General features: G+C 59.8%; 19 protein-coding genes. 11 read left to right on the top strand and 8 right to left on the bottom strand.

What is annotated here, in order from left to right:
- Positions 1-30 precede the first annotated feature (30 nt).
- The 6 genes from HMPREF3053_RS00310 to HMPREF3053_RS00335 all read left to right on the top strand — a co-directional run bounded on the left by HMPREF3053_RS00310 (position 31) and on the right by HMPREF3053_RS00335 (position 6,148).
- Positions 31-570: a hypothetical protein gene (locus tag HMPREF3053_RS00310; protein ID WP_070546516.1), complete on the top strand. Its 540-nt coding sequence runs from the start codon at positions 31-33 to the stop codon at positions 568-570.
- Positions 552-1,580: a hypothetical protein gene (locus HMPREF3053_RS00315; protein ID WP_070767095.1), complete on the top strand. Its 1,029-nt coding sequence runs from the start codon at positions 552-554 to the stop codon at positions 1,578-1,580. Before HMPREF3053_RS00310 ends, HMPREF3053_RS00315 begins: the two co-directional genes overlap by 19 nt.
- Before the next feature lie 34 nt (positions 1,581-1,614).
- The gene (locus HMPREF3053_RS00320) at positions 1,615-2,040 is read left to right on the top strand and encodes a DUF6802 family protein (protein WP_016421630.1); all 426 of its coding nucleotides are present in this window, start codon (positions 1,615-1,617) and stop codon (positions 2,038-2,040) included.
- A gap of 298 nt (positions 2,041-2,338) precedes the next feature.
- Positions 2,339-4,174 (top strand): phosphoenolpyruvate carboxykinase (GTP), encoded by a 1,836-nt coding sequence (locus HMPREF3053_RS00325; RefSeq protein WP_070600983.1) that lies wholly within the window; start codon positions 2,339-2,341, stop codon positions 4,172-4,174.
- A 112-nt stretch (positions 4,175-4,286) separates the two neighbouring features.
- On the top strand, positions 4,287-4,760 hold the full coding sequence (locus HMPREF3053_RS00330) for an RrF2 family transcriptional regulator (protein WP_070767096.1): 474 nt from the start codon (positions 4,287-4,289) through the stop codon (positions 4,758-4,760).
- A gap of 191 nt (positions 4,761-4,951) precedes the next feature.
- Positions 4,952-6,148, top strand: coding sequence for a globin domain-containing protein (locus HMPREF3053_RS00335; RefSeq protein WP_070767097.1), 1,197 nt, complete (start codon positions 4,952-4,954; stop codon positions 6,146-6,148).
- Positions 6,149-6,263: 115 nt separating this feature from the next.
- On the opposite strand, the gene HMPREF3053_RS00340 is transcribed toward HMPREF3053_RS00335, so the two are convergent.
- Positions 6,264-7,370, bottom strand: coding sequence for an NAD(P)H-dependent flavin oxidoreductase (locus tag HMPREF3053_RS00340; RefSeq protein ID WP_065421657.1), 1,107 nt, complete (start codon positions 7,368-7,370; stop codon positions 6,264-6,266).
- Positions 7,371-7,481: 111 nt separating this feature from the next.
- A complete protein-coding gene (gene betA / locus HMPREF3053_RS00345; RefSeq protein WP_070767098.1) occupies positions 7,482-9,221 on the bottom strand; it encodes a choline dehydrogenase in 1,740 nt (579 codons plus the stop codon).
- 339 nt (positions 9,222-9,560) lie between these two features.
- On the opposite strand from betA, the gene betT reads away from it, so the two are divergent.
- The 3 genes from betT to HMPREF3053_RS00360 all read left to right on the top strand — a co-directional run bounded on the left by betT (position 9,561) and on the right by HMPREF3053_RS00360 (position 14,271).
- Positions 9,561-11,741: a choline BCCT transporter BetT gene (betT, locus tag HMPREF3053_RS00350; RefSeq protein WP_070767099.1), complete on the top strand. Its 2,181-nt coding sequence runs from the start codon at positions 9,561-9,563 to the stop codon at positions 11,739-11,741.
- The gene (locus HMPREF3053_RS00355) at positions 11,742-13,310 is read left to right on the top strand and encodes an aldehyde dehydrogenase family protein (RefSeq protein ID WP_070595681.1); all 1,569 of its coding nucleotides are present in this window, start codon (positions 11,742-11,744) and stop codon (positions 13,308-13,310) included. It begins immediately after the preceding gene.
- Positions 13,311-13,452: 142 nt separating this feature from the next.
- Positions 13,453-14,271 (top strand): CDP-alcohol phosphatidyltransferase family protein, encoded by an 819-nt coding sequence (locus HMPREF3053_RS00360; RefSeq protein ID WP_080971496.1) that lies wholly within the window; start codon positions 13,453-13,455, stop codon positions 14,269-14,271.
- Here HMPREF3053_RS00360 and HMPREF3053_RS00365 read toward each other — a convergent pair.
- Entirely contained in the window at positions 14,268-15,287 is a 1,020-nt protein-coding gene (locus HMPREF3053_RS00365; RefSeq protein ID WP_070652725.1) for a hypothetical protein, read from the bottom strand. The genes HMPREF3053_RS00360 and HMPREF3053_RS00365 overlap by 4 nt on opposite strands.
- A gap of 204 nt (positions 15,288-15,491) precedes the next feature.
- On the opposite strand from HMPREF3053_RS00365, the gene HMPREF3053_RS00370 reads away from it, so the two are divergent.
- Together HMPREF3053_RS00370 and HMPREF3053_RS00375 are read left to right on the top strand one after the other, a co-directional pair.
- Positions 15,492-16,976, top strand: coding sequence for a YeeE/YedE thiosulfate transporter family protein (locus tag HMPREF3053_RS00370; RefSeq protein ID WP_070767100.1), 1,485 nt, complete (start codon positions 15,492-15,494; stop codon positions 16,974-16,976).
- A 76-nt stretch (positions 16,977-17,052) separates the two neighbouring features.
- Positions 17,053-17,724, top strand: coding sequence for a YdhK family protein (locus tag HMPREF3053_RS00375; protein ID WP_210400029.1), 672 nt, complete (start codon positions 17,053-17,055; stop codon positions 17,722-17,724).
- Between the two features lie 201 nt (positions 17,725-17,925).
- Here the strand turns inward: HMPREF3053_RS00375 and HMPREF3053_RS00380 are convergent, their stop codons facing one another.
- The 5 genes from HMPREF3053_RS00380 to HMPREF3053_RS00400 form a co-directional block, all read right to left on the bottom strand.
- Positions 17,926-19,608, bottom strand: coding sequence for a dipeptide ABC transporter ATP-binding protein (locus HMPREF3053_RS00380; RefSeq protein WP_049171783.1), 1,683 nt, complete (start codon positions 19,606-19,608; stop codon positions 17,926-17,928).
- Complete coding sequence (locus HMPREF3053_RS00385) at positions 19,605-20,615, bottom strand: ABC transporter permease (protein ID WP_070429422.1); 1,011 nt, start codon at positions 20,613-20,615, stop codon at positions 19,605-19,607. Before HMPREF3053_RS00385 ends, HMPREF3053_RS00380 begins: the two co-directional genes overlap by 4 nt.
- Entirely contained in the window at positions 20,608-21,534 is a 927-nt protein-coding gene (locus HMPREF3053_RS00390; RefSeq protein WP_016421610.1) for an ABC transporter permease, read from the bottom strand. Before HMPREF3053_RS00390 ends, HMPREF3053_RS00385 begins: the two co-directional genes overlap by 8 nt.
- A gap of 4 nt (positions 21,535-21,538) precedes the next feature.
- Positions 21,539-23,284, bottom strand: a complete 1,746-nt coding sequence (locus tag HMPREF3053_RS00395) for a peptide ABC transporter substrate-binding protein (protein ID WP_070767101.1) — start codon at positions 23,282-23,284, stop codon at positions 21,539-21,541.
- A gap of 479 nt (positions 23,285-23,763) precedes the next feature.
- Complete coding sequence (locus HMPREF3053_RS00400; RefSeq protein ID WP_070767102.1) at positions 23,764-25,392, bottom strand: protein adenylyltransferase SelO family protein; 1,629 nt, start codon at positions 25,390-25,392, stop codon at positions 23,764-23,766.
- Between the last annotated feature and the right edge of the window lie 132 nt (positions 25,393-25,524).

Consider the following 25,524-nt stretch of genomic DNA (forward strand, 5'->3'; position numbering starts at 1 on the left):
CAGGGGATTTATGGGAGGGGACTAGGCCGAATGGACCTTATTTCCGCAAGTGACGTCACGGAAACAACACAGCCGTCAACAGGATCTACATCGTCGTTGCGCGCCGCTGTGGTGGACTGGCTGTCAGCACGGCAGGTCGCGCACTCGGACACCACACACACGAGCGGTGCGGAGGTGTGCGTCGCCAAGGCGCTTGAGCGTGAGAAACGGCCATCGATAATCTGCGCGCGATTGCGCAGGGGCGTGCGCGAAACCGCTGTGCGCGAGGCATTTTCGCAATGTCACGCGGAGCTGGCCGACAAGCTGTCCGTCCCTGTCGCGCTGGTCATCGAGCAACAACCGATTCGCCATTCGCTTGCCGACGAGTATTGCGACATCACCACAAACGAGACAGCTGAACACACCTTTTTGTTCAGCTCCGCGTTGCGGAAGATTGCTGAACGCCACGGGGCGAAAGGCGGATCACGCAATGATGACGGGCTACTCGCAGTGCAGTTGACTGAGATTGCGGCGGCCTTTCCCGCGGCTAGAGACAGCCTGGAGGAGCTGTTATGGCAGCACCGGACGTAGTTGAGCCACTCCCGGTCTCGGCCGAGGGGCCGGAGCAGCCACCGCTTCTTGTCACCAAAGCCGGGGACGCAGCGGACCGCGCGGACTTCTCGCAGATTGTTGATACTGCGACTCCGCCACGTCGCCTGGAGTTTGTGGATAAACGCAGCGCCGTCGTGCTCTATGTTGCAGACAGCGAGGTGCAGCCCACGCGGGAGTGCGTCAGCACGGTTGCAGCCATTAGCCAAGCCACCGGCCGTGTTGCAGTTGGCCTGATTGGCAATGGTGAGTATGCCGAGGCCTGGCGTCAGGAAATCGACAGCACAATCCCAATGGGAGCGCTGGACGAGAGGATGGCCAGAACCCTGGTTCTGCTGGCAGAAGGCCCGCCCAGAAACCCGGGGGAAACACTGAGTGCGCGCCGGGCTCGAAATGTGCGAGCTCAGCTGACACAGGAGCGATCGCGCGGAGCCGGGGCGGCGGCGCGATTGCAGCGGAAGATGCAGTTGGCAGCTGAGAGTGCGGTGCGGGATGCACTCCAGGAAGTGGCTGACGGCCCCGCAGGTGATCAGGCGGATCTTCAGGGGCGTGCCGAGGTCGCAGCGACGCGGCTGCAACAGCGGTGTGGCGACGAATTGGGCCTTCGTGTGGAAATCTCAGTGCCCGCTCCAGCAAGCCCAGCTCACCCCAGTTATGCCATGGACGCTCTGGTGGCGGTGGCATCGCTTGGCGTGGCGGTCGGCGCAGTGCGGATCGTCCACGGATTGCTGATGTGGATTGGGGTGCCGACGCCTGCGGCGCAGCTGGTCGCACTTGCAATAGGCCTCGGTGTTGCGGTGGCGGCGGTGGGTGCAACGATTCGTCGTAACGCACGCCAACGCACCGCGCAGTGGCGGGCAAATTATCTTGCCCATCTGCGGCGAAAATGGACACAGTCCGTGGAGATGACGGTGCGCGAAGCCATTGGTGCGCGGGGTCCGGGATGGCGAATAGAGCAGCTGGCGGAGTACACCGGAACGCCTGCACGATAGCTGTGACAGCGAAGAGAAATAGGGGGATATCACGATGGATGAGTTTTCTTTACTGCAGTACTTTTCCGATCAACCCGCGTCCGATGGCGGGGTGGAGGCGCGTTCGCCCGCTACGCCGTGTGGTTTGGAGGCAGCGACACCGATTGATGGGCAGTCGGTGGACGTTGGTGGCGCCGGGCTGGTTGTGGAGGTCGATGGGCAGCTCTACGACCTCGGCGACGACGAGGGGTCAATTACGCTTGCCGACGATTCCGGGTTGTCAATCTATTCAGATCTGGACGGTGACGGCACGGTGGATCACGTTACGACGGTCCGTTTTGACGGCACTTGGGAGTCTTGGAGCAGTGATGATGTGAGGGCTGCTGACGCGATGGGCGAAGCAGCAGTGAAACCGGCATCAGCCGCGGGGAAGTGGGATGCGTACTCATGGGAGCAATCCGCTCGGGGCAGCTGGGACTAACGACTTTGGAACCACGGTGCGCGGGGGTACCCGTGTCTCGGTTGCTTACAAATGGGGGTAACTGCACCCGAAGGGTTAATGGTTGTAAATTTATGTGGTGAGGCTGGCCTTATTCACTGGTTATGGCCGTAAATGAACAGGTCGCAAGAATGGGGCGGGGAAAATTATTTGTTGTAAAGCTGTGATGTAACGGCTTACAAATGCGGGAACAAGCCGATTGTCGATGTGGGGCCCGGCAACTTTCGGTATCCCCCGGTAGCCTTAAATTAAGACGCGAATCAATGAGTCAGGAGAACTGATGTCCGCACCTTCTATTCCTGGTCTCGAGGGCCAGGCCCCGACCGAGAACGCCGAACTGCTGCGCTGGATTGCTGAGGTCGTAGAACTGACCCAGCCAGACAAGGTTGTCTTTGCTGATGGCTCGGAAGAAGAGTGGAACCGCCTTACCCAGGACCTGGTTGATAAGGGAACTCTTATCAAGCTGAATGAGGAAAAGCGCCCGAACTCTTTCCTTGCCCGCTCTAACCCGAAGGACGTTGCTCGTGTGGAGTCCCGCACGTTCATCGCTTCTGAAAAGGAAGAGGACGCTGGCCCGACCAACAACTGGGCGGATCCGGTCGAGCTGAAGAAGGAAATGACCGAGCACTACCGCGGTTCCATGAAGGGCCGCACCATGTTCGTCGTTCCGTTCTGCATGGGTCCGATCACCGACCCGGAGCCGAAGCTGGGTGTTCAGCTGACCGACTCGGAGTACGTGGTTCTCTCTATGCGAATCATGACCCGCATGGGTCAGGATGCCCTGGACAAGATTGGCCCGGACGGAGACTTCGTCCACGCTCTGCACTCCGTTGGCGCTCCGCTGGAGGAGGGCCAGGAGGACGTTGCATGGCCGTGCAACGATGAGAAGTACATCACCCAGTTCCCGGAGACCAAGGAGATTTGGTCCTACGGTTCCGGCTACGGCGGAAACGCCATCCTGGCCAAGAAGTGCTACGCACTGCGTATCGCTTCGGTCATGGCCAAGGAAGAGAGCTGGATGGCTGAGCACATGCTCATCCTGAAGCTCACTAATCCGGAGGGCAAGGCCTACCACATCGCCGCTGCATTCCCGTCTGCATGTGGTAAGACCAACCTGGCTATGCTGACTCCGACCATCGAGGGCTGGAAGGCCGAGGTCGTCGGCGACGACATTGCATGGCTGAAGTTCGGTGAGGACGGTCGCCTGTACGCTGTTAACCCGGAGAACGGCTTCTTCGGTGTTGCACCGGGCACCAACTACTCCTCCAACCCGAACGCCATGAAGACCATGGAGGCCGGTAACACCCTGTTCACCAACGTCGCGCTGACCGACGATGGTGACGTCTGGTGGGAAGGCATGGAAGGCAAGCCGGAGCACCTCATTGACTGGAAGGGCAATGACTGGACTCCGGATTCCGACGAGCTGTCCTCGCACCCGAACTCCCGTTACTGCACCCCGATTTCGCAGTGCCCGGTCGCCGCACCGGAGTACGACGATCCGCAGGGTGTCCCGATCGACGCCATCCTGTTCGGTGGTCGCCGCCCGGACACTGTGCCGCTGGTGACCCAGGCACTGTCCTGGAACCACGCAACCTTCATCGGTGCAACCCTGGCTTCCGGCCAGACCGCTGCTTCCGCTGAGGCCAAGGTCGGTTCCCTGCGCCATGACCCGATGGCAATGCTGCCGTTCATTGGCTACAACGTCGGTGACTACCTGCAGCACTGGATTGACATGGGTGTCAAGGGCGGCGACAAGATGCCAGAGGTCTTCCTGGTCAACTGGTTCCGCCGCGGCGAAGACGGCCGCTTCCTGTGGCCGGGCTTCGGTGACAACTCTCGCGTTCTCAAGTGGATCATCGACCGCATTGAGGGCCGTGTTGGCGCCAAGGAGACCGTTGTTGGTCACACCGCTAAGGCAGAGGACCTGGACCTGACTGGCCTGGACATCGACTTTGAAGATGTCAAGGAAGCCCTGAAGGCACCGGCTGCTAAGTGGCAGGGTGACCTGCCGGACAACGAGGAGTGGCTGAAGTTCCTCGGCGACCGCGTTCCGCAGGAAGTCTGGGACGAGTTCGAGGCTCTGAAGGCTCGTATCGAGAAGAGCCTGCAGGACTAAGATCTTGCTAGCTAGCCTTGCTAAAAGCTAGAACATAGAACCACCCCCTTGTTGCCCGAAGTGGCTGGCAAGGGGGTGGTTTGTGCAGTACAACGATGAAGGGTGACACGCAATGCAATTAACGCTTTTCTCTGATTTGAGCCTGCGTGTCATCACTTTGATGGCGATGGGGGAGCCGGGACGGAAGTACACCGCTGCTGAGGTGGCGGAGTCTCTCAATGCGTCTCGCGCGCATGTTTCCAAGGTCGTCTCACGACTTGTGGAGCTCGGCTTCTTGGAGGCGGTCAAGGGGCGCAATGGTGGCATCTATCTGCGCGAGTCGGCTACGGAAAAATCCGTCGGCAAGCTGCTGCGCACTCTGGAAAACAACGAGGTCGTCGATTGTGTCGGCACTGACTGCCCATTACTGCCGACGTGCCTGTTGCGTGGCAAGTTAGCGGCTGCGCAGGAGGCGTTCTTCGCCGCACTGGATCCGGTGTTGATTGCTGATCTCATTCCGCCCAAATCGGCTAATGGTGTGGATGTCAATCGCCCCGAGGGAGACGGTCCGCAGGGGAGTACCCAGCTCAATATTCGTCCGGTTTAGGTGCAGAGCTGAAGGTCTGACCGCGGGTTGAAAAAGCTAAAAATGGTGCTGTCGAAGTTTTCTGGTGAAGTTTTCGACATTGCCATTTGTGCAGTTCAAGACGGGTAAAACTCAACCACAAAGAGTAGTTATGGACCCCATTGGGCAATAATACGCAAACAGAATGCGCAATATGGTGTTATTGTGAAGTCATGCCAAACCTGAATGTTAACAAGAACGGCCTGACTCCAGAGCAGGCTGAAATCGTCACTCAAACCCTGCCCGTCGTCGGTGCCAACATCGAGAAAATCACGCCGAACTTCTACAACCGGATGTTCGCTGCTCACCCGGAGCTCATTGCCGATACCTTCAACCGCGGCAACCAGAAGCAAGGTGCTCAGCAGAAGGCGCTGGCGGCATCCGTCGCTACCTTCGCAGCTACCCTGGTCGACCCAGATGCTCCCGCCCCGGAAGAACTGCTTTCCCGCATCGGCCACAAGCACATCTCCGTTGGCATCAAGCCGGAGCAGTACCCAATCGTACACAAGCACCTCTTCGATGCCATCGAGGAAATCCTCACCCCAGAGGTCTTTCAGGGGGCTGTCCGCGACGCATGGGATGCCGTCTACCTGGAGATGCAGCGCGTTCTCATCAACTTCGAGAAGGGGCTCTATGACGACCTCGGTGTCGAAGCAGGAGATGTCTTCCGCGCCGCTCATGTCGTCTCCCGTGAAGAGCGCGGTGATGACGTCGCAGTGTTCTCCGTCAAGCTTGACGACGAAACCCCCGTTTCCTACCTCCCGGGACAGTACATCTCTGTGCGTCAGACCATGCCGGACGGCGCCGGCCAGCTACGGCAATACTCTCTGGTCGGCGGCGAGGAAGGTGTTCTGACCTTCGCGGTTCGTCGTGTCGATGCCTCTGAGGACCTGCCGGCTGGCGAAGTTTCCACACAGCTGTGGGAAAAGGTGCAGCCGGGCGATGCCATCGAGATCTCTCTGCCGGCAGGTGACCTGGTGTTGGACACCAAATCAAACGACCCGGTGGTGCTTATTTCCGCAGGTATTGGTGCCACTCCCATGATCGGCATGTTGGATGCCCTGGTGGCTGGCGACTCTAAGCGAGATGTTGTCGTCCTCCACGCGGACCGTGCAGAAACCGCAGATGCCCTGCGCGCAGAGCGTGACAATGCTGTCGCCGCTCTGACCAATGCTCGCCAGCAGGTGTGGTACGAGCCGGATTTGATGAATCTGGCGGATGCGGAGCTGCCGGAGGGCGCTCAGTTCTACCTCTGTGGTGGCAACGGCTTCCTGCAGGCCATTCGCCAGCAGCTCGCCGATCGCGGTGTTGCTCGCGATAACGTTCACTTCGAGCTGTTCAGCCCGAACGATTGGCTGCTAGACGCTTAACGCCACAACCGCGCCGTCGCCATAAAAGTCGTCGTCACAAATAAAGCCAAATGACCAGCCGCGATATATGTCCGGGGCTGGTCATTTTGCAGTTTGTAGCATCGGCGGCTTCGTATTACTCGGCCAAGCCGGAAAGCTCCGCAACAACATCCGCCGCATATTGATTCGTGCACTGCGCAAACGCAATACCTGCCCACAAATTGAGATACTCGGGATCGACGGCCTTATTCGCCGCGCCGCGAAGCGGTGTGGTCAAGTAGTGCAGTTGCGGGTAAAGCTCCGGCGCGACCCTAGAAAACTCCCGGGTAAACGTGTTCTCGATGGCACGCGCTGGCTTGCCGGAAAAAGCATGAGTCAAAACGGTGTCACGCCCCACCAAATCACGCAGTGCCCGTCGGTGCGTCTCCTTCGTACCCGCCTCCGCGGTGGTGAGGAACCGTGTGCCAGCTTGCACAGCCACCGCGCCGGCTTCCACAAGCTTGACGACGTCCTCTCGGTTACCCACCCCACCAGCGGCGATGATGGGAACATTGGTAACTGCACATGCTTCGGTGACTGCTTGGGCGAGCTCTTCCACAGAGGCCCCAATGCTGTCGGACGAATCCTTCCCCTTCACAAATGCGCGGTGCCCACCCGCAGCTAGTCCCTGCAGGACAATGCGATCAGCGCCAGCCTTCGCCGCCGCCTGTACACCCTCAATTGAGGTCGCATTCAAAATCACTTTGCGGCCTGATTCCTTTACCCGAGCAATGACCTCGTTATCTGGGTAGCCAAAGGTAAAGGAGACGAACTTCAGGGCATCGGGATTGGGCAGAAAGTCATCAGCGAGAATTGCCTCGACTTTCGCCGAGAAGTAGTCATCTGACCAGGTCGGAGTGTCAGGCAAGTCGATGTCGAAGTGGGCAGCGGCCGGCGCCAGACGATTACGAAAAGCGGTCCACTGAGCAAGTTCCTCCTCTGAGGTTCCGATACCGGCGTCAGCAGTGTTGGGGCAGAAGAGGTTGATGCCGAAACCTTTGCCGTCGTCAAGCAGTGCGCACGTCTTCCGTGCTTGTTCAGTGAGCTTTTCGACAGTGAGATATCCGGCGGCAAGGGTGCCAACCCCGCCAGCATTGGAAACGGCAGCGACGAGTTCGGGCGTGGATGGGCCACCGGCCATCGGCGCCAAAATGATTGATGAGCGTCGGAGGTTTTCGAGTGTCTGCGAGGTTGTACTGCTCATAGGGGCGAGAGTAACACTAAGGCCGGATTCCCCCGCGTGGGAGAACCCGGCCAATGCCGACGAACGACGTTGCGCAATAGACGCCGCGCTACCGCCTCAAGAACTCAAGAACTACTTGGTGCTCTCCGGCGGATCCAGCGGCATACCCTGGCCAGCGCGGTAGAACGGAATGTCCTGCGGTGCCAGCGGGGTCTTGCCGGCGATGAGGTCAGCGGCCTTTTCGGCAATCATCATAGTCGGTGCGTAGATATTGCCGTTGGTGATGCCCGGCATGACCGAAGCGTCAACCACGTAGAGGCCCTCGGTGCCGTGGACCTGCATGGTCTCCGGATCGACCACGGCCATCTCGTCGGAGGCCGGGCCCATCTTGCAGGTGCAGGATGGGTGCAGTGCGGTCTCGGCATCCTTGCGGACCCACTCGAGGATTTCCTCGTCGGTCTGCACATCTGCACCCGGGGAAATCTCGCCGTCGGTGTACTCCTTCATTGCCGGAGTGTCCAGCAGCTTACGGGAGACCTTCACAGCCTCGACCCATTCACGGCGGTCCTGATCAGTGGACAGGTAGTTGAACAGGATCGACGGCTTGACCTTGATGTCCGAGGAGGTGATGTGGACATGGCCACGGGCATCCGAGTACATCGGACCAACGTGGAACTGGAAACCGTGCGGGCTATCGATCTTCGTGCCGTCGTAACGCATGGCCAGCGGCAGGAAGTGGAACATCAGGTTCGGGTAGGGCTCGTTGTCGTTGGAGCGCGCGAAACCGCCACCCTCGAAGTGCGACGTTGCCACCGGGCCCTTGTGGGTGAGCATCCACCACAGACCGATGAACGGCCAACGCCACTTCTCCAGGTACGGCTGTGAAGACACCGGCTGGGTGGCGTTGTACTGAATGTAGACCTCCAGGTGGTCCTGCAGGTTTTCGCCGACACCAGGCAGGTGCTTGACGACGTTCACTCCGGCGGCATTCAGAATCTTCTCATCGCCAACGCCGGAGACCTCGAGCAGCTGCGGAGAGTTGAAAGCGCCACCGCAGAGGATGACCTTGTCTGCTCGCACCTGGTGTGTACGACCCTTCCAGGTGTACTCGATGCCGACGGCCTTGGTTCCCTCGAAGAGGATGCGGGTGGCTTCTGCGCGGGTGCGAAGCTCCAGGTTTGGACGCTGCAGGGCTGGGTGCAGGTATGCGCGGGCAGCGGAGAGGCGACGGCCCTTGTCGATGTTCGCGTCGAAGGGACCGAAGCCCTCCTGGCGGTAGCCGTTGACGTCCGGCGTGTAGTTGTAGCCGGCCTGCTGAACAGACCTGAAGAAGGCCTTGAACAGCGGAGAATCGGCCGGACCGCGCTTCATGCGCAGCGGCCCGTCGTGGCCACGGCGCGGGTCGTCCTTGTCGGAGCCGAGCGCATTTTCCATGCGCTTGAAGTAAGGCAGAACGTGGTTCCAGCCCCAGTTCTCCAGCCCCTTGGTGTCGCCCCACTTGTCGTAGTCCATGGGGTTACCGCGCTGGTAGATCTGGCCGTTGATGGAGGAGGAACCGCCGACGACCTTGCCGCGGGCGTGGTAGATACGGCGACCGTTCATCTCCGGTTCCGGCTCGGATTCGTACTTCCAGTCGTAGTACTTGTTACCGATTGGGAAGGAGAACGCCGAAGGCATGTGAATGTAGAGGTCCCAGAGGGAGTCCATGCGGCCGGCCTCGAGTACGAGCACCTGCTGAGTGTGGTCTGCGGACAGCCGGTTAGCCAGCACAGAGCCGGCAGAGCCCGCGCCAACGATGACGACGTCGCGGTGTTCGACTGTGGTGTTGCCATTCTTTTTACCGAAGTTGAAGACAGCCGGGAAAGCTCCCATGTTCTGGTGTACCTCCGTAGGTTGTTTGCCGATGTAAATCGGAATGGGTTTCAAGGACTGCGATAAGCCTCGAGTCGTATTTAAAGTCTGGCCCTATATATTGGTATTAGAATAAATGGCCGGAGGCGTATCTCAAGTCCCCTTCACCTATATAGAATGACACACAATTGTCATTCAGTTCCAGTTAGAACGATTTTAAATACTTTGAAAACTAGGTATATTTGCAGGTGGGGAGGGTAATGCTGGGAGAGAAAAATCCTTTGTGGCCGCCTTTTACGGTTTGAAGGATTATGCAAACTAGGTATGCTGAATTAGTTCCCGAATCTGAAGGATTTTCCTATGTCTGATACTCCGCCAACAGAGAATGAGGCGGAGGGGAAGTCATTATCGCCACAAGAACTGCAGCGATCAATGCCTGCCCCTTCGCAACAATCGCAAACGAGTGCAACTTCTGAACCTGAGGTCAACTGGCCCGTATTTATTATTTCAGGCGTTGGCATTCTCGCCATTGCCCTGTGGGCTATTTTTGCCCCGGACAACGCGGCGGACACCCTCGCTGGCATTGTCGCCTGGGTATCAAAGAACTTCGGCTGGTTCTATATCGTGACCGCGACGGTGGCAGTGCTCTTCATGCTCTACATCGCCATCTCGCGAACGGGGCAGATTAAGCTCGGCCCCGATCACGCCAAACCTCAGTTCGGCCTGTTTTCTTGGGCCTCTATGCTCTTTGCCGCAGGTATCGGCATTGACTTGCTCTTCTTCTCGGTAGCAGAGCCGGTGGCACAGTACTATGGCCCGCCGACCGGAGATGCGGAGACCATCGAAGCCGCGCGTCAGGCAGTCGTCTTTACGCTCTTCCACTACGGCGTGACCGGTTGGGCGCTCTACGCGCTGATGGGCATGGCCTTCGGCTACTTTGCTTACCGCTTGAACATGCCACTGACCATTCGCTCGGCGCTCTACCCAATCATTGGCAAGCGCATCCACGGCCCCGCTGGTGAAGCGGTCGAAATCGCAGCGATGCTCGGTACCGTTTTCGGTGTCGCAACTTCGCTGGGTATCGGCGTCGTCCAGCTGAATTACGGTCTGCGCGTGCTGTTCGGGGTGGAGGAGAGTACGTCCTGGCAGATTGCTCTAATCGTGGTGGCTGTAGCGGTGGCTATCGCCTCCGCAGTTTCCGGTGTTGACAAGGGAATTCGTCGTCTCTCGGAGCTCAACGTTGGCCTGGCCATCTGCTTGATGCTCTACATCCTGGTCACTGGCCGCACCGCGTTCCTGTTTGACGCCCTGGTGATGAACGTCGGTGAGTACGTCTCCAAGTTCCCGTCCATGACTATGGATACCTACGCCTTCTCGGGCGCACAGGAATGGCTGAACGCCTGGACTCTGTTCTTCTGGGCTTGGTGGGTGGCCTGGGCTCCATTCGTCGGTTTGTTCCTGGCTCGCATTTCCCGTGGCCGTAGTCTGCGTCAGTTTGTCGTCGGCACGCTGACCATTCCATTCCTCTTCGTTCTGATGTGGGTATCGGTGTTCGGTAACTCGGCTCTGGACCTGGTTATCGGTGGCGATTCGGAGTTTGGGCAGACTGCATTGGATTACCCGGAGCGCGCCTTCTACCTTCTGCTAGAGCAGTACCCGGCACCGATGTTGGTGGCGGCAGTCGCCTCCCTGATCGGTCTGCTGCTCTACATCACCTCGGCTGACTCGGCAGCACTGGTGATGAGTAACTTCACTTCGAAGATCACCGACACACAGCAGGACGGTAAGAAGTGGACCCGTATTTTCTGGGCTGTCGTGGTCGGTGTGCTGACCATCGCGATGCTCTACGTCGGCGGTATTCCGACACTGCAGTCCGCGACGATTGTGATGGGCCTGCCGTTCGCCTTTGTCATCTATCTGGTGATGTATGGCCTCTTTAAGTCGCTGCGACTGGAGCTGCTGCAACAGGATTCGACACGTCGAGCCCTCCATGGGGCGATGTCGGGCCGCGCCGTAGATGGCGAACAGGGCGACTGGCGTAAGCGACTTGCCCGCTCCATGTCCTTCCCGGGCAAGAAGCCAGTCATGCGCTACCTCGACCGAGTGGTACAGCCCGCGCTTGAACAGGTGGCAGAAGCTATCAGGGATCGTGGCGGCGAAGTGACGCTGCACCGTGAACCAGCAGAAGAAGTTGGCATCGACCAGATTGACCTGCAGGTCGGTTTCGGCGAGGAGATGAGCTTCCGCTACCAGGTCTATCCGGTTGAACACTTGACGCCGTCTTTCGCTGGCCTGGTACACCTGGACAGTGATGCTGATATTTACTACTACCGTCTCGAGGTCTTCACGCTTACCGGCTCGCTCGGCTACGACGTCTATGGCTACACCCAAGAGCAGCTGATTTCCGACGTCCTCGACCTCTACGAACGGCACTTGGAGTTCCTGCATATGCAGTCTGATCTCCCGGGCACCTCAGATCTGTCCGATAATGCCGAACCTGTCCGCGAATGGTCTGATGACTACGCCAAGGAGGATTCCTAAATGACCTTTAAGCCTTCCACTACTGATAAGGCTCTCGCACCCGAGACCGCCAAATCTCACGAAGGGGCCGCCACGCTGTTTATCAACGGCACCTGGTCCGCTGCAGCCGCTGGCAACACTCGCACCATCGAGTGCCCGGCCGACGGCTCTTTCATCGCCGAGGTCGCAGAAGCAGACGCAACCGACACCGAGCGTGCCATCGCCGCCGCCGACGCTGCTTTCCGACGTACCGGAGAAGGTTCCTGGGCATCCTGGAGCACAGCTGAGCGCAGCAAGTTGGTACTCGATATCGGTGCTGCCATCAGGCAGCGCAAGGACGAATTTGCCTGGGCAGAGGCTATGGATACCGGCAAGCGCCTGCCTGAGGCGGCAGCCGATATGGATGACATCATCGCCTGCTTTGAGTACTTCGGGAAGCTCGCGGGCAATGATGCCGGTCGTCTCGTGGATGCGGATGACCCGTCCGTCGTCGCGCGTATTGTGCGTGAGCCCGTCGGTGTCTGTGGTCTGATTACGCCGTGGAACTACCCACTGCTGCAGACCGCATGGAAGGTCGCACCGGCGCTGGCCACGGGCAATACCTTTGTGCTCAAGCCGGCGGAGCTGACTCCGCACACAGCAATTCTGCTCATGCACGTCATCGATGATCTGGGTGTTCCGGCGGGCGTTGCCAACCTCATTACCGGAGCCGGTGCCGAAGCGGGCGCACCGCTGTCCTCGCATCCGAAGGTGGACATGGTCTCCTTCACTGGCGGTCTTGTCACTGGCAAGATTATTGCTGGTGAAGCGGCTAAGTCTGTGAAGAAGGTCGCGCTTGAGCTCGGCGGCAAGAACCCGAACATCATCTTCGCCGACGCCGATTACGAAGCCGCTTTGGACAATGCCCTCAATGCTGCGTTCCTGCACTCCGGTCAGGTGTGCTCGGCGGGCGCTCGCTTGATTGTGGAGGAGTCCATCGCCGAGAAGTTTGTCGACGATCTGGTCGAGCGCGCCGGACACATCCAGCTCGGCGGTCCGCTCGACGAGAAGGCCGAGACCGGTGCGCTGATTTCGAAGCAGCACCTGGATAAGGTCGCGGCATACGTCGATCGAGCTCGTGAGCAGGGCGCACGCGTGCGCGTAGGCGGCGAGATTGCCACGGGCACCACCGCCGATGGTTCCGCCTCGCTTGCCGACGGCTACTTCTACCTCCCAACCGTGATTGACCAGGTCACCCGCGAAATGGACTGCGTTCACGACGAAGCCTTTGGACCGGTGGTGACGGTGGAGACCTTCACCACGGTTGACGAGGCCATCGAGATCGGCAACGACACCGAATACGGCCTGGCCGGTGCGGTGTGGTCATCCAACCGCGAGGTGTCTGAGCGCGTTTCCCGCGAGCTGCGTCACGGTACCGTCTGGATCAACGACTTTGGCCCCTACCTGCCACAGGCCGAGTGGGGTGGCTTTGGTCAGTCCGGTATTGGCCGTGAGCTGGGCCCGACCGGCCTGGAGGAGTACACCGAAGCCAAGCTGGTCTACGAGAACACAGCACCGGCGGTTACCGGTTGGTTCGAGGATCGTCGTTAAATAACTCGGCACAAGCCCGAGCAATAATACGGGAAAACGACCCATCGGCCGTTATACTCACCGATTGAAAAAATCGACTCTGCGCACAACTGCGATAAAGGTTTGCAGTTGTGCGCGTTGTGTTTTCTAAAGGACATCTGCCGTGAACGCTACTACCCGCTCCGACAATGCCAGTTCTAGTACCGCCAGTGGGCCAGATACTGCCTGCGCCGATACTGCCAGCACCGCCGCGACCTTCACCCGCTTCACCTGGCGCCAGCATGTCATCGCCTGGGCTGTGCATGCCTTCACGCTGACCGGTTTGGTGTGGGCAACGCTGGCTGCGGTCGCACTGCTGGAGGGCAGCCCACATTGGATGTGGCTCTGGCTGGGCATTGCCCTCGTCGTCGATGGTGTCGACGGCAATATGGCGCGTAAGCATCACATCAAGGAAGTCGTCCCGTGGTTTAACGGCGCAGTGGTGGACAACATCGTCGACTATCTCACCTGGACCGCCATACCCGCGGCTTTCATGGTTATGTATCTGCCACTGGGGCCACGGCCGTTGGCGATTGCCCTGATTATTTTGGTCCTGGTGTCGTCGATGTTCTGCTATGCCAACGAAGCCGCCAAGTCCGGCGACTACTACTTCGTTGGTTTCCCTGCCGCGTGGAACATCGTGGCAGTCTTGCTGTGGGTATGGAACGCGCCCATGGCGGTGTGCATCGCTGCCATTTTTATCTTCAGCGCAATGACGCTGGTGCCGCTGCACTACACGCATCCATTCCGCGTGGAACGCGGCCGGATTGCCAACATTGCCGCAACGTTCATCTGGATTGTCTCGACCGGCATGCTTATCGCAAGTGAGACGATGGCAGCGTCGTTAAGCAAGGCGTCTATCCACGGGCTTGTGGCTGTCAACGTTGCCGCCGGTGCCTGGCTGATTATTGGCGGCGTGCGGCGCTCGCTTAGCGGTCGCTAGCGGCAGTTGGTGGGTGGTTGGCGCAGGATTGCGGAGATGGCGCGGTCGCGCAGCCAGCGGACGTATTCGACGGCGCAGGCTGCGACAATTAACGCGATGACAAAGATGGTGACCCACATCGGATAATCGCGCCCATTGGCCCAGAAGTAGACGTAAGGCGAGACGAAAGTCACTAGGGTGATCAGGAGCCCCAGCATTCTTCGGCCGAATGAGCGGCCGGTGATCATCTCGACAATTCCCCAGGTGTAGGGGATAGCGGTAATGATGTCGATGCTCCACAGCACCCAGACATTGCCGTGGAATCCGGGGACGAAAACCACAGGTAGCGCGCGGAGCGAAGAGTAGACCATCACCACCAGGTAGGCCAACACTTTCGGGTTGTAGAGCAGGCGCCACACGGGGTTGCGCTCGATGAGTTTGGTCCCGACTTTGCGTAGTGCATGCAGATCCTTTTGCTGCATGACCAGCGTATTTGTTCCCTCCAGCAGGTAAGCGAGCAGTTTTTGCTGCTCGAGACTGCCGTGTGCCCAGGCCTGCACCAGCTCGCTTGGCGAGATAGCGATGGGCACCAGTGGTTCTCCGCGCTGTTTCAGCGCAGTGGGAAGCTCGAGGGTACTGCCATCGAGCTTATCGACGGCCAGTTCCGGGCCCACCACATGAACGATGTCGCCGCCGAGGATGTTTTGTACCTTCTTCACATCACTTTCGGGCAGCGAGCTGAACCAGAGTAGCTGCCGGGAGGAAATCGCCATTCGCAAGGCGGTGCCCAGAGCTTCTGCCGCGTCATCGATGGCGTAAAAGTCCTGCGTGTTGGTGTGGGCGAGTGAACGCAAGCTGTCGATTGTCACGACATTTTTGGCATTGAGCTCGTTGAGGCGGGCCACGCCGGAAATATCGATGACCGCCTGAGGGTCAAGGGCGAAAGCATGGGTAAAAGGAAGGTCGAGTATCGAGCGCATCGCAAGGAGCCGCTGGTGTCGCTGGTGTCCAACCAGGGCTGAATTCTGTGCGCTCATAGTGTTTTAGCTTGCCACAACTTGCGCTTCTCACCAGCAACTATACGGTTCGGTCTGTCTATTGGCAGGTGTTCTACCCTGTGAAAACTTCATTAAGTTGGACTTTTTTCGCTGTGTAGAGTAGCTTCTAATCCACTAATAGACAGGTCTGTTCATTATGGCTTTGATGGCGGACTGGCTCATAAATTTAGGAGAAACACTCTCATGCTCATTTCAGGACTAGCGCTGGGTGCCGTGCTCGGCTTTGTTATGCAGCGAGGACGCTTCTGCGTCACCGGCTTCTTGCGCGACATCTTCACTCAGCGCAGCTGGCGCGGCTTTGTCGCCCTGCTGATTGTTATTTCCGTCCACGCCATCGGCCTGGCCGCACTGACCAGCGCCGGCGTGATTACTCCCGAATACAACGAGCTGGCACCGCTGGCCGTTATTGTCGGTGGCGTTATCTTCGGACTGGGTATCGTCCTGGCCGGTGGCTGCGCCTCGGGTACCTGGTACCGCTCCGGTGAGGGCCTGATCGGCTCCTGGATCGCACTGGTCTTTTACGCCCTATCCGCTGCTGCCATGAAGACTGGCTTCCTCAACGGCCTGCAGGATTCCCTGAAGGACCGCACCGTCGGCCTGACCAGCATCCACGCCTCTCTGGGCATTAGCATCTGGCCACTGGTCATCGCGCTGAGCGCCGTCACGGCATACTTCGCTGTCCGCTTCCTGCGCGAAGAATTCTCCGGCCCGCGCCCGGCCACTCTGGCGCCGCGCAAGACCGGCCTGGCACACATCCTGGCCGAAAAGCCCTGGCATGTTTACGCCACCGCTGTTGCCGTTGGTGTGCTCGGCGTTATCGCATGGCCGCTGTCCGCTGCCACCGGCCGCAACGACGGCCTCGGCATCACGACTCCGTCCTCCAACCTTGCCAACTACGTTGTCACTGGTGACACTGAGCGTTTCGACTGGGGCGTCCTCCTCGTCCTCGGCATCCTCGTTGGCTCCTTCATCGCGGCTAAGGCCTCCGGTGAATTCCGCCTCCGCGTCCCGGACGCAACCCAGGGCGCACGCTCGGTCGTCGGCGGCATCTGCATGGGCGTCGGCGCTGCGTGGGCCGGCGGCTGCACCGTCGGTAACGGCATGGTCCAGACCTCGCTGTTCAGCTACCAGGGTTGGCTCGCACTGGCGTCCATCGCCGCAGGTGTCGCTATCGCCGCAAAGCTCTGGCTGAAGCCGTCCGCACCTTCGCTTAACGACGTCCCGAGCACCCCTTCCACCACCAACGACACAGCGGTATCGGCAACTGCTCCGGTCACTTCGACTGCTACTTCGCCTGTGTCCCTGCCGGGTAGCGAAGGTGCCGGTGCCGCTGGCACCGAGGCCTCCCCGCTGGCGGGTGCCTTTACTGTCGCGCCGGTAGCGTTGCTCGACCGGAGCGTCGTCAAGCAGGAAGACGGCAAGCTCACGCCACTGGGCGATGGGCGTTACGAGCTCGACACCGTCGGCGCGGTGTGCCCATTCCCGCTGATCGAGGCCAAGGACGCGATCAACAAGATTGAGGTCGGCGAGGAGCTGGTGATCCCATTCGACTGCACCCAGGCCACGGATGCGATTCCGCGCTGGGCTGCGAAGGATGGCCACGAGGTCACCAACTTTGAGCAGACCGGTGAAGCTGGCTGGACGATTTCCGTCCGCCGCGGGAAGTAAGGCATGGTGACGGCGGGGGAGCGTTGTTAGGGTGAGGGCATAGATTGATTGACATCAACAACAAAGGAGCTCAACCATGGCAAAGAATATTCGACCACTAGATGCTCTCGTAGCCGCGGGTGCCGCCAGCGTCCTTGTGCTGGCCGGTTGCTCCTCCGATGATTCGGCTAGTACTGAGGCAAGCAGCACTGTTAGCGAAACCAGCTCTTCCGTGTCGGCCACCAGCTCTGAGGGGCATGACGACATGGATGATATGGACGATGCCGATGAGCATGGCGGTCATGGTGACCAGGGTGATGACGCGATGGCCGGCCATGACCATCCGGCCGATGGTGGTCCGGCTCCAGAGGGAATGATTGCGGCGGACAACGCGAAGTTCCCGGTCGGCAGTGAAGTGCAGGTTCTCGCCGATCACATGCCGGGCATGAAGGGTGCAGAAGGCAAGGTTGTTGGTGTTTTCACCACCACAACCTACTCCGTTTCCTACACCCCGACCGATGGCAGTGAGCCGGTGAAGGACCACCGCTGGGTCGTTCATGAGGAGCTGGAGAACCCAGGCGAAGCACCGCTTGCCGACGGCTCCGAGATCACCATCAACGCCGAGCATATGGCGGGCATGAAGGGGGCCAAGGGCACTGTTGACTACTCCACCCAGGAGCCGGTGTACATGGTCGATATTGACGATGATGGCATGACCATGAAGAACCACAAGTGGGTTACTGAAAGCGAGCTTGCTCCGGAGGACTAGCAGGCTGTCTGGACGGTCTTTCCGGATAGCTTTCTCTCTTCTCTCGCTCAATCCGCTCCGACTCAAAATCGCCCAGCCACTTCACGACACCTATGTCACCTCATGCCACCTCCACAGCTGGTACGAGGTGACGCCTGTGTCGTGAAGTGGCCCAGAAGGGGGGCGGAGCGAAGTGCCCTGGGGAAACAGGCCACCGCCCAGCTACAGATCCAAATCCAACGACGCACCAGGGATGGCGTCCAGCAGCCGCTGGGTGTATTCCTTCTCCGGGTGATCGAAGAGATCGTCGGTCGGACGGTGTTCAACCATCTTGCCGTGCTCCATCACGATGACCTCATCAGCCACCTGCCGCACCACAGCGAGGTCGTGCGTAATAAACAGGTAGGCCAAATCCATCTCTTCCTGCAGCTCGGCGAGTAGTTCGAGCACCTGAGCCTGCACCACCACGTCGAGTGCTGACACCGCCTCGTCACAGACCACAACCTCAGGGTTCAGGGCCAGTGCACGCGCAATCGCCACACGCTGACGCTGACCACCCGACAGCTCACCGGGGAAGCGGCGCCCCATTTCCGCGGGAAGAGCGACGCGGTCGAGAAGCTCGAATACGCGCTGCTCACGCTCCTTCTTGGTGCCAATCTTGTGAATCCGCAGCGGCTCCTCGATGGAGGAATGCACCGTGCGCATCGGGTCCAGCGTCGCATACGGGTTCTGGAAAATCGGCTGAATGCGACGCCGCAGCTCCAGCTCCTCTTTACGATTCCGGCCCTGGACGCGTTTGCCGTCGAAAAGCACTTCGCCTTCGGTCGGATCGAGCAGCCCCAGCGCCATGTTGGCGACAGTGGACTTGCCCGAACCGGATTCGCCCACGATTCCGATGGTGCGACCGCGACGCAGCGTAAAGCTGATGTCATCGACGGCGCGGAAGGAATCCTTGCGCCACGGACGGTCGCCGCGGATGGCGAAGTCGCGCACCAAGTTCTTCGCGACCAGAATCTCCTTCTGGTCCGCATCCGATGTCGTCGGCGCCGCCACCACGCGATCACCGCGCCGGGCAGCCAGCGATGGAGCCGCCGCGATTAGCTGCTTGGTGTATGGATGCTGCGGGCGGGTGAGAACTTGCAGGGCAGGGCCGGTCTCCACGACACGTCCTGCTTGCATAACGACGAGTCGGTCAGCGCGCTCGGCAGCCAAACCGAGGTCATGGGTAATAAGCACCACGGACGTGCCGAGTTCGCTAGTGAGCTTGTCGAGGTGGTCGAGGATCTTCTTCGCCACGGTCACGTCGAGAGCGGAAGTGGGCTCATCGGCAATCAGCAGCTTTGGGTGCGCGGCCAAGCCCATCGCGATAAGCGCGCGCTGGCGCATACCACCGGAGAACTCGTGCGGGTACTGGTCGATACGCTTTTTAGCGTTCGGCAGGCCAGCCTGTTCCAGCAGCTCAATCGCCTTTTTGTGGGCCTCGGAGCCAGTGGCGATGTTGTTGGCGCGCAGCGCCTCCTTAATCTGGGAACCGACGGTCCACACTGGATTGAGATTGGTCATCGGATCCTGGGGGACCAGGCCGATGCCGTTGCCGCGGATGCTAACAAACTCGCGGTCGGTCAGGTGTGTGATGTCACGGCCATCGAAGGTGATGGTGCCACCGGTGACTTCACCATCACCGGGCAGCAGCCCCAGCGCGGCGTGGACAGTGGTGGACTTACCCGAGCCGGACTCGCCGACAATGGCGACCGTCTCACCGGGGAAAACCTCAAGGTCGACGTCATGCACGACATCGGTCAACGATTTACTGCGGCGGCCGGACGCTGTGGTCGTCGGAAAGCCAATGCAGACATCCTTCAAGGTGAGAATGGGCGCTGCGGAAGTATTGGTGTCGGTGCTCATCGACGACGCTCCTTCGGGTCGAGAGAATCCTTCAAAGCGTCACCCATGAGGATGAAGCCGAGAACGGTAATCGCCAGGGCGAGTGCTGGCCAGAACAGGTTGGACGGGGCCTGGCGGAGCACCTGCTGTGCGACAGAGATGTCGTTGCCCCAGGAAACGGTGGTCGTCGGCAGGCCAATGCCCAGGTAGGACAGCGTGGCCTCGGCGACGATGTAAATACCCAGCGAGGTCGTGGCCATGACGATGACAGGGGCGAGGCAGTTCGGCAGCACATGGCGGAAGAGAATGCCAGTGCTGGACAGACCGAGCGCCTTGGAGGCGGTGACGTATTCCTCGTTCTTCACCGAGATCACCGAGGAACGCACCACGCGCGCCATCTGCGGCCAGCCGAAAGCAGCGAGCACGAAGACCACGGACCAGATGGTGCGTTCGGTAAACAGCTGCATCAGCACGATGCCGGCGAGAATCAGGGGGATGGCAAAGAACATGTCCGTGATGCGGGAGAGCACCGCGTCGACCCAACCGCCGAGATAGCCAGCGATGGCACCGAGGATGATGCCCACCACGGTCACGGCCAGGGTGACGCCGATGCCGACGATGACCGAGGCGCGGGCACCGTAGATGACACGGGCGTAGACGTCGTAGCCCTGCTGAGTGAAGCCCATCGGGTGGCCGTCGCGGGCCGGGGCCAGCGAGTCACGCAGGTTTGCCGCCGTCGGATCCACAGAGGTGAACAGTGACGGGAACGCGGCCACTGCGATGGAGAGCAAAATAATGAATGCGGAAACCCAGAACAGTGGGCGGTAACGCAGGTTCTGCCAGGCCGAACCCCAGAGCCCCAGTGGTGGGGTATCCGGCAACTGCTTGTGGTCGGGGTTCGTCGCCGGGTTTGGTGCCTGTGCGGCGTTGGCCTGGGTGGTGCCGGACTGTGCGGTGCCGGTATGCGCGGCGTTGGACTGCTTTTCTGGCTGAGTCGAATCTAACTGCGTCGAATCTGGCTTAGGCATAACGAATCCTCGGATCCAGGACTGCGTAGAGCAAGTCGATGAGCAAGTTGGCGAACATGTAAATAACCACCAGGATGGTCACGATGCTGACCACGGTGGGAGCTTCACCAATCTGGACGGCGTGGAAGATCAGGCCACCGATACCTGGCACGTTGAAGATGCCCTCGGTGACAATTGCGCCGCCCATCAGAGCCGCGAGATCAGCGCCGATGAAGGTCACAACGGGAATTAGCGAGTTGCGCAAGATGTGGCGACGGGTGACTTCAGAGGTTGGCAAGCCCTTGGCGCGGGCAGTGCGTACGAAGTCAGCATGGCGTGCCGACGAGACCTCGGAGCGCGTCAGTCGCAGAACATAAGCAACCGAGACGAGACCCAGCACGAATGCCGGAAGTAGTAGGGAGGTAAAGGAGGCATCGCTACCAACGGTGGGGGAGACGATCTCCCAGCGCACACCGAAGAGGTAGCGGGCCACGAAGCCGAGCACGAAGGTCGGAGTTGCGATAACCAGCAGGGACATCACCAGAACGGTGGAGTCGAAGAAGCCGCCCTTGCGCATACCGGCAATAACGCCGAGGCCAATACCGAAAATGGCCTCAATGGCAACGGCCATCAGCGCCAGGCGAATCGTAATAGGGAAAGCCAGCGCGATTTCCTCGCCGACCGAGCGGCCGGAGAAGGTCTCGCCCATATCCAGGGTGAACAGGCCCTTGAGGTACTCCCAGTACTGGACGAGGAAAGGCTCATCCAGGTGGTAGTGGGCGCGTAGCGCTGCAACCTGCTCCGGTGGCAGCTGCTTATCGCCAGCCAGTGCGGCAATGGGGTCGCCTGGCATGGCGAAGACCATTGCATAAATCAGCAGTGTGGCACCGAAGAATACCGGCACCATCTGCAGGAGTCTCTTTCCGATATACCAACCCATGGTGCTAGTCCTTCTCAATCATTGGGTAGTCCAAGATGCCGTCCCACATCACTACGGCATTGCGCAGCTTCGGGTTCCACGCCACCGAAGCATTGGGGTACCACAGCGGAATCGCTGGCAGGTCCTCCATCAGCACAGACTGAGCCTTGACATAAATCGGCTTGGCATCTTCTGCGCTCTTTGCCGAGGCAGCCTCCTGAATCAGCTTGTCGAACTCCGGATTGGAGTAGTGGTAGTCATTCGAGGAGCCACCAGTGACGAACTGCGGAAGCATGTAGTTGGCCACAGATGGGTAGTCAGCTGCCCAACCAGTGCGGTAGCCGCTGGTGATGGTCTCGTTGGAGATTTCATCGCGCAGCTGCTTGAACGTCGGGTAGGCCTTGCCGTGGGAATCGATGCCGAGGGTCTCGCCAATCATGTTGGTCACCGCTTCGACCCACTGCTGGTGTCCGCCGTCGGCGTTGTAGGCAATGTCGAACGAGCCGGTAAACGGCGCAATTTTGTTGGCTTCGGCCCACAGTTGACGGGCCTTCTTCGGGTTGTATTCCAGGACCTCTTGGCCAGGTACGTTCGGATCAAGGTCGCCGAGCGTCAACGAGCTGAACTCGCGCGCCGGGGTGCGGGTGTCGAAGAAAATCTTCTCAGTGATTAGTTTCCGGTCAATCGCCATAGAAATCGCTTGACGACGAAGCTTGCCCTCTTCACCCGAAAAACCTGGCAGATTTCGCGGAATTGCGAAGTACTGCGAAGACGAGGTCGGGACATTTGCGCTGGAGTCGGGGAAGTCGGTTTGGAAGCTGGCGAGAGCCGTTGGTGGAATTGTGCGTGGCAGCGTGTCCAGGCGGCCGGCCTGGAGGTCTGCATATGCGGTGTCCACGTCCGAGTAGAAGCGGTATACCAGGCCGTTGTTACGGGCCTTGTGCTCACCGGCGAAGTCATCATTGCGAACCACAGTTAGCTGGTTGTTGTGCAGCCAAGCGCGGCCTTCGGCCATCTTGTACGGTCCATTGCCGATTGGGTGTTCACCGAAAGCCTTCTTGTCTTCGAACGCGGCCTTCGGCAGCGGCATAAACGCGACATAGCCGAGGCTGAGCGGGAAGGAAGAATCTGGGTTGGTCAGATCCACGGTGAACCTCAGGTCATCGACCTTTTTCAGGCCGGAGAGTGTTTTCTCCGTGGCCTTTTCTCCCGAAACAGCATCAAAACCCTGCACGTTGGCGAAGAAGGACTGCTGCTTCTGCAGGTTCGGGCCGTAGGCAGCGTAATTCCAGGCATCGATGTAGCTCTGCGCGGTGACTGGTTCGCCGTTGTGGAAGGTCCAGCCCGGTTTTAGCGTGATGTCGAAATGGGTCGAGTCCTCGTTGGGCTTAATTTCTGCCGCATGGTCCAGGATCATCGAGCCGTCGGTGTCGTAGCGCACCAGACCTGAGTAGAGCATGCGGAGGATATCGCCACCACCGGTTTCATTGGTGTCAGTGGTGTACAGCGGCGACTGTGGTTCGGAGTTCTGGACCACAATGAACCCCGCGCCGACCTGTTGCTGGTCAGTGCTGCAGGCAGCGAGCGCGCTTCCTGGCAAGGCGATTACCAGCAAAGCCGCCAGGATCTGGCGGACATGCAGCGTGAACTTTCCTTTTCCGCTGAGCGTTGTTGCGTGCAGTTTTGTGGCACGGGACTTCTCTCGCTGTCGGAGCTTCCGCCGGAGTTTCTGCCGGGTGTGGAAGGGGCCGGAGGCAACGGGTCTATGCATCGCGAGCCTTTCTAGATTCTGCCAGATAGGCGATATGAATTTGGTGATCGGCTCACTCCAAATGACTTAGATACCCACCTCCCACCTGCATAGGCAATGGTGGTGGTGACAACTTGGGTGTGGTGGGCTCTAAGGTTTGGATACGACCGTTCAATACAGTCTCTAACCATACAAGTCCAAAAAACATATGAGTATTAATCAGGCGAACCATCCCTTATTTGACGGTGTCTTTTACCCTCGATTGGGGAGTTAATCCTGTGCAGTGGTGCAACGTTGTAACATCCTGGCACCCCCGCAGGGGTTGGGGCTGCTGAATTTCTGGCTGTCCCACCGCCGGGCTCCTGTCCGGCCCCATCCGCGACTTCACGACACAGGTGTCACCTCGTGCCACCTCCACAGCTGGCACGAGGTGACACCTGTGTCGTGAAGTGGGCTTTGGAAGAGGAAGTGGACTTTGGAGGAGGCGGAGAGGCAGCGCATTAAGTCCCACAGTACGAGTGGAAAGCACCCAACTCCCGCGGTGCCGGCTCCGTGAACCCCGCAGGGACGTCTTGCGACTCAAAGGGGTTGGTTACCGCCTCCAGCAGGTGCCGGTAGTCGGTCAGATCCCCCGCCCCTGCCGCCGCTAACGCTTCCGTGACCAGGTAGTTTCGCGGAATATACAGCGGATTCGTTTCCTCCATAAGTGCCAGGGCCGTCGTCTGGTCGATTCCCAGCTCCTCCCGCGTCCGCTGCCACAACTGCCTCCACTCAGTCGCGGCAGCGGGGAACGCAGGATCATCAGACAGTCTGGTCAGCGCGGTCAGCGCAGTGAAATCCTGCCCATCATCGCTGGCAAGAACCTCAATCAGCGCCCGATGAGCATTCGTGTGGTCGAGCCCAAACTTCGCCAGCAACGCCTGCCACTGCTGTACCAAGGGGGTGGCCAGCGGGTCGTCGTAAAGCGAGGGGAGAATCCCCAACTTGGGCAGCCACCTGCGGCTGAGCGCATCGGTGAACTCGTCGGCGAATTCTCCCAGGATGTCGCGGGCGCGTGTGAGGGCATCCTCCGGGGTGCCTGCGAAATGCGGTAGCAAAGTCTCCGCGAGCTTCGACATGTTCCACCCCGCGATTGTTGGCTGCGCGCCGAACGCGTATCGACCGCCGCGATCAATGCTGCTAAACACCGCCCGCGGATCGTGCGCATCCAGAAACGCACACGGCCCAAAGTCGATGGTCTCGCCCGCGATGCTGGCATTGTCGGTGTTCATCACGCCGTGGACAAATCCACAGGCCAGCCACGCCGCAACGAGATTAGCTTGCCGCTTGACGACGTCCCGGAGAACCGACTCCGCCGAACCCTCGTAGCCATGCCGCTGCGCGGCGAACTCGATGAGCCGATCCATGATTCCGGTGTCCGTTCCGGAGCGAGCGACCAGCTCGAACGTGCCAACTCGCAGGTGGCTGGATGCTACGCGCACGACGATGCCACCCGGTTGAAGTTCGGTGGTGGGGTCGGTGTTGTCGAATGGGGTTTGCGAGCCGCGGTAAATCTCTTCGCCGGTTTTGATGACCGCCAGCGCGCGGGTGGTGGGGATGCCGAGCGCATACATGGCTTCGCTGATGAGGTACTCCCGCAGCGCGGAGGTCAGCGTGGCTTTGCCGTCACCGCCACGGGAAAAGGGCGTGGGGCCGGTGCCTTTCGCCTGAATCTCGTAGGACTGGGTGTTGTCGCTGTGGGTTGTCTCTTTGGGGCAGTCGGGCTGGTTAGGCGGACAGTGCAGCCCAGTCAGCCCCGGTTCAGCCTCAACTGTGGCAAGCAAGAGCGCGCGACCATCACCGAGTAGGCCTGCGAAGTTGCCGAACTGGTGGCCGGCATAGGCCGTGGCCATCGGGGTTGTGTATGCGCCGAGTGGGGTATCGGTTTCCTGGCCGACTCCGTGATCGGCGCCGCGGCCAGTGAGGAACTTCAGGCCAGCGTCTGACCGGAGCCACTGTGGGGAGAGACCGAGTTGGGTCGCGAGCTCGTCGTTAAGCATGACCAGCTGCGGTGATGGGGCGGCGAATCCCTCCTGGGAGATAGCGAGTTCAGGCAGTGCGGTGGGAAGATCAGCGACATTTCGAGCCATGTGCGCAGTTTAACGGGTAGGCCGAATTGGGGTTGGCGCGCTGGTGCGTTCAGCGGTGCTACGCGCGTAGAGGTGATCTCGAAGGCGAAAAACCCCGGTTACTGGAACAATTCCAGCAACCGGGGTGCGCTC

It is taken from the genome of Corynebacterium sp. HMSC064E07 (assembly GCF_001815745.1).
GTDB lineage: Bacteria > Actinomycetota > Actinomycetes > Mycobacteriales > Mycobacteriaceae > Corynebacterium > Corynebacterium jeikeium_D.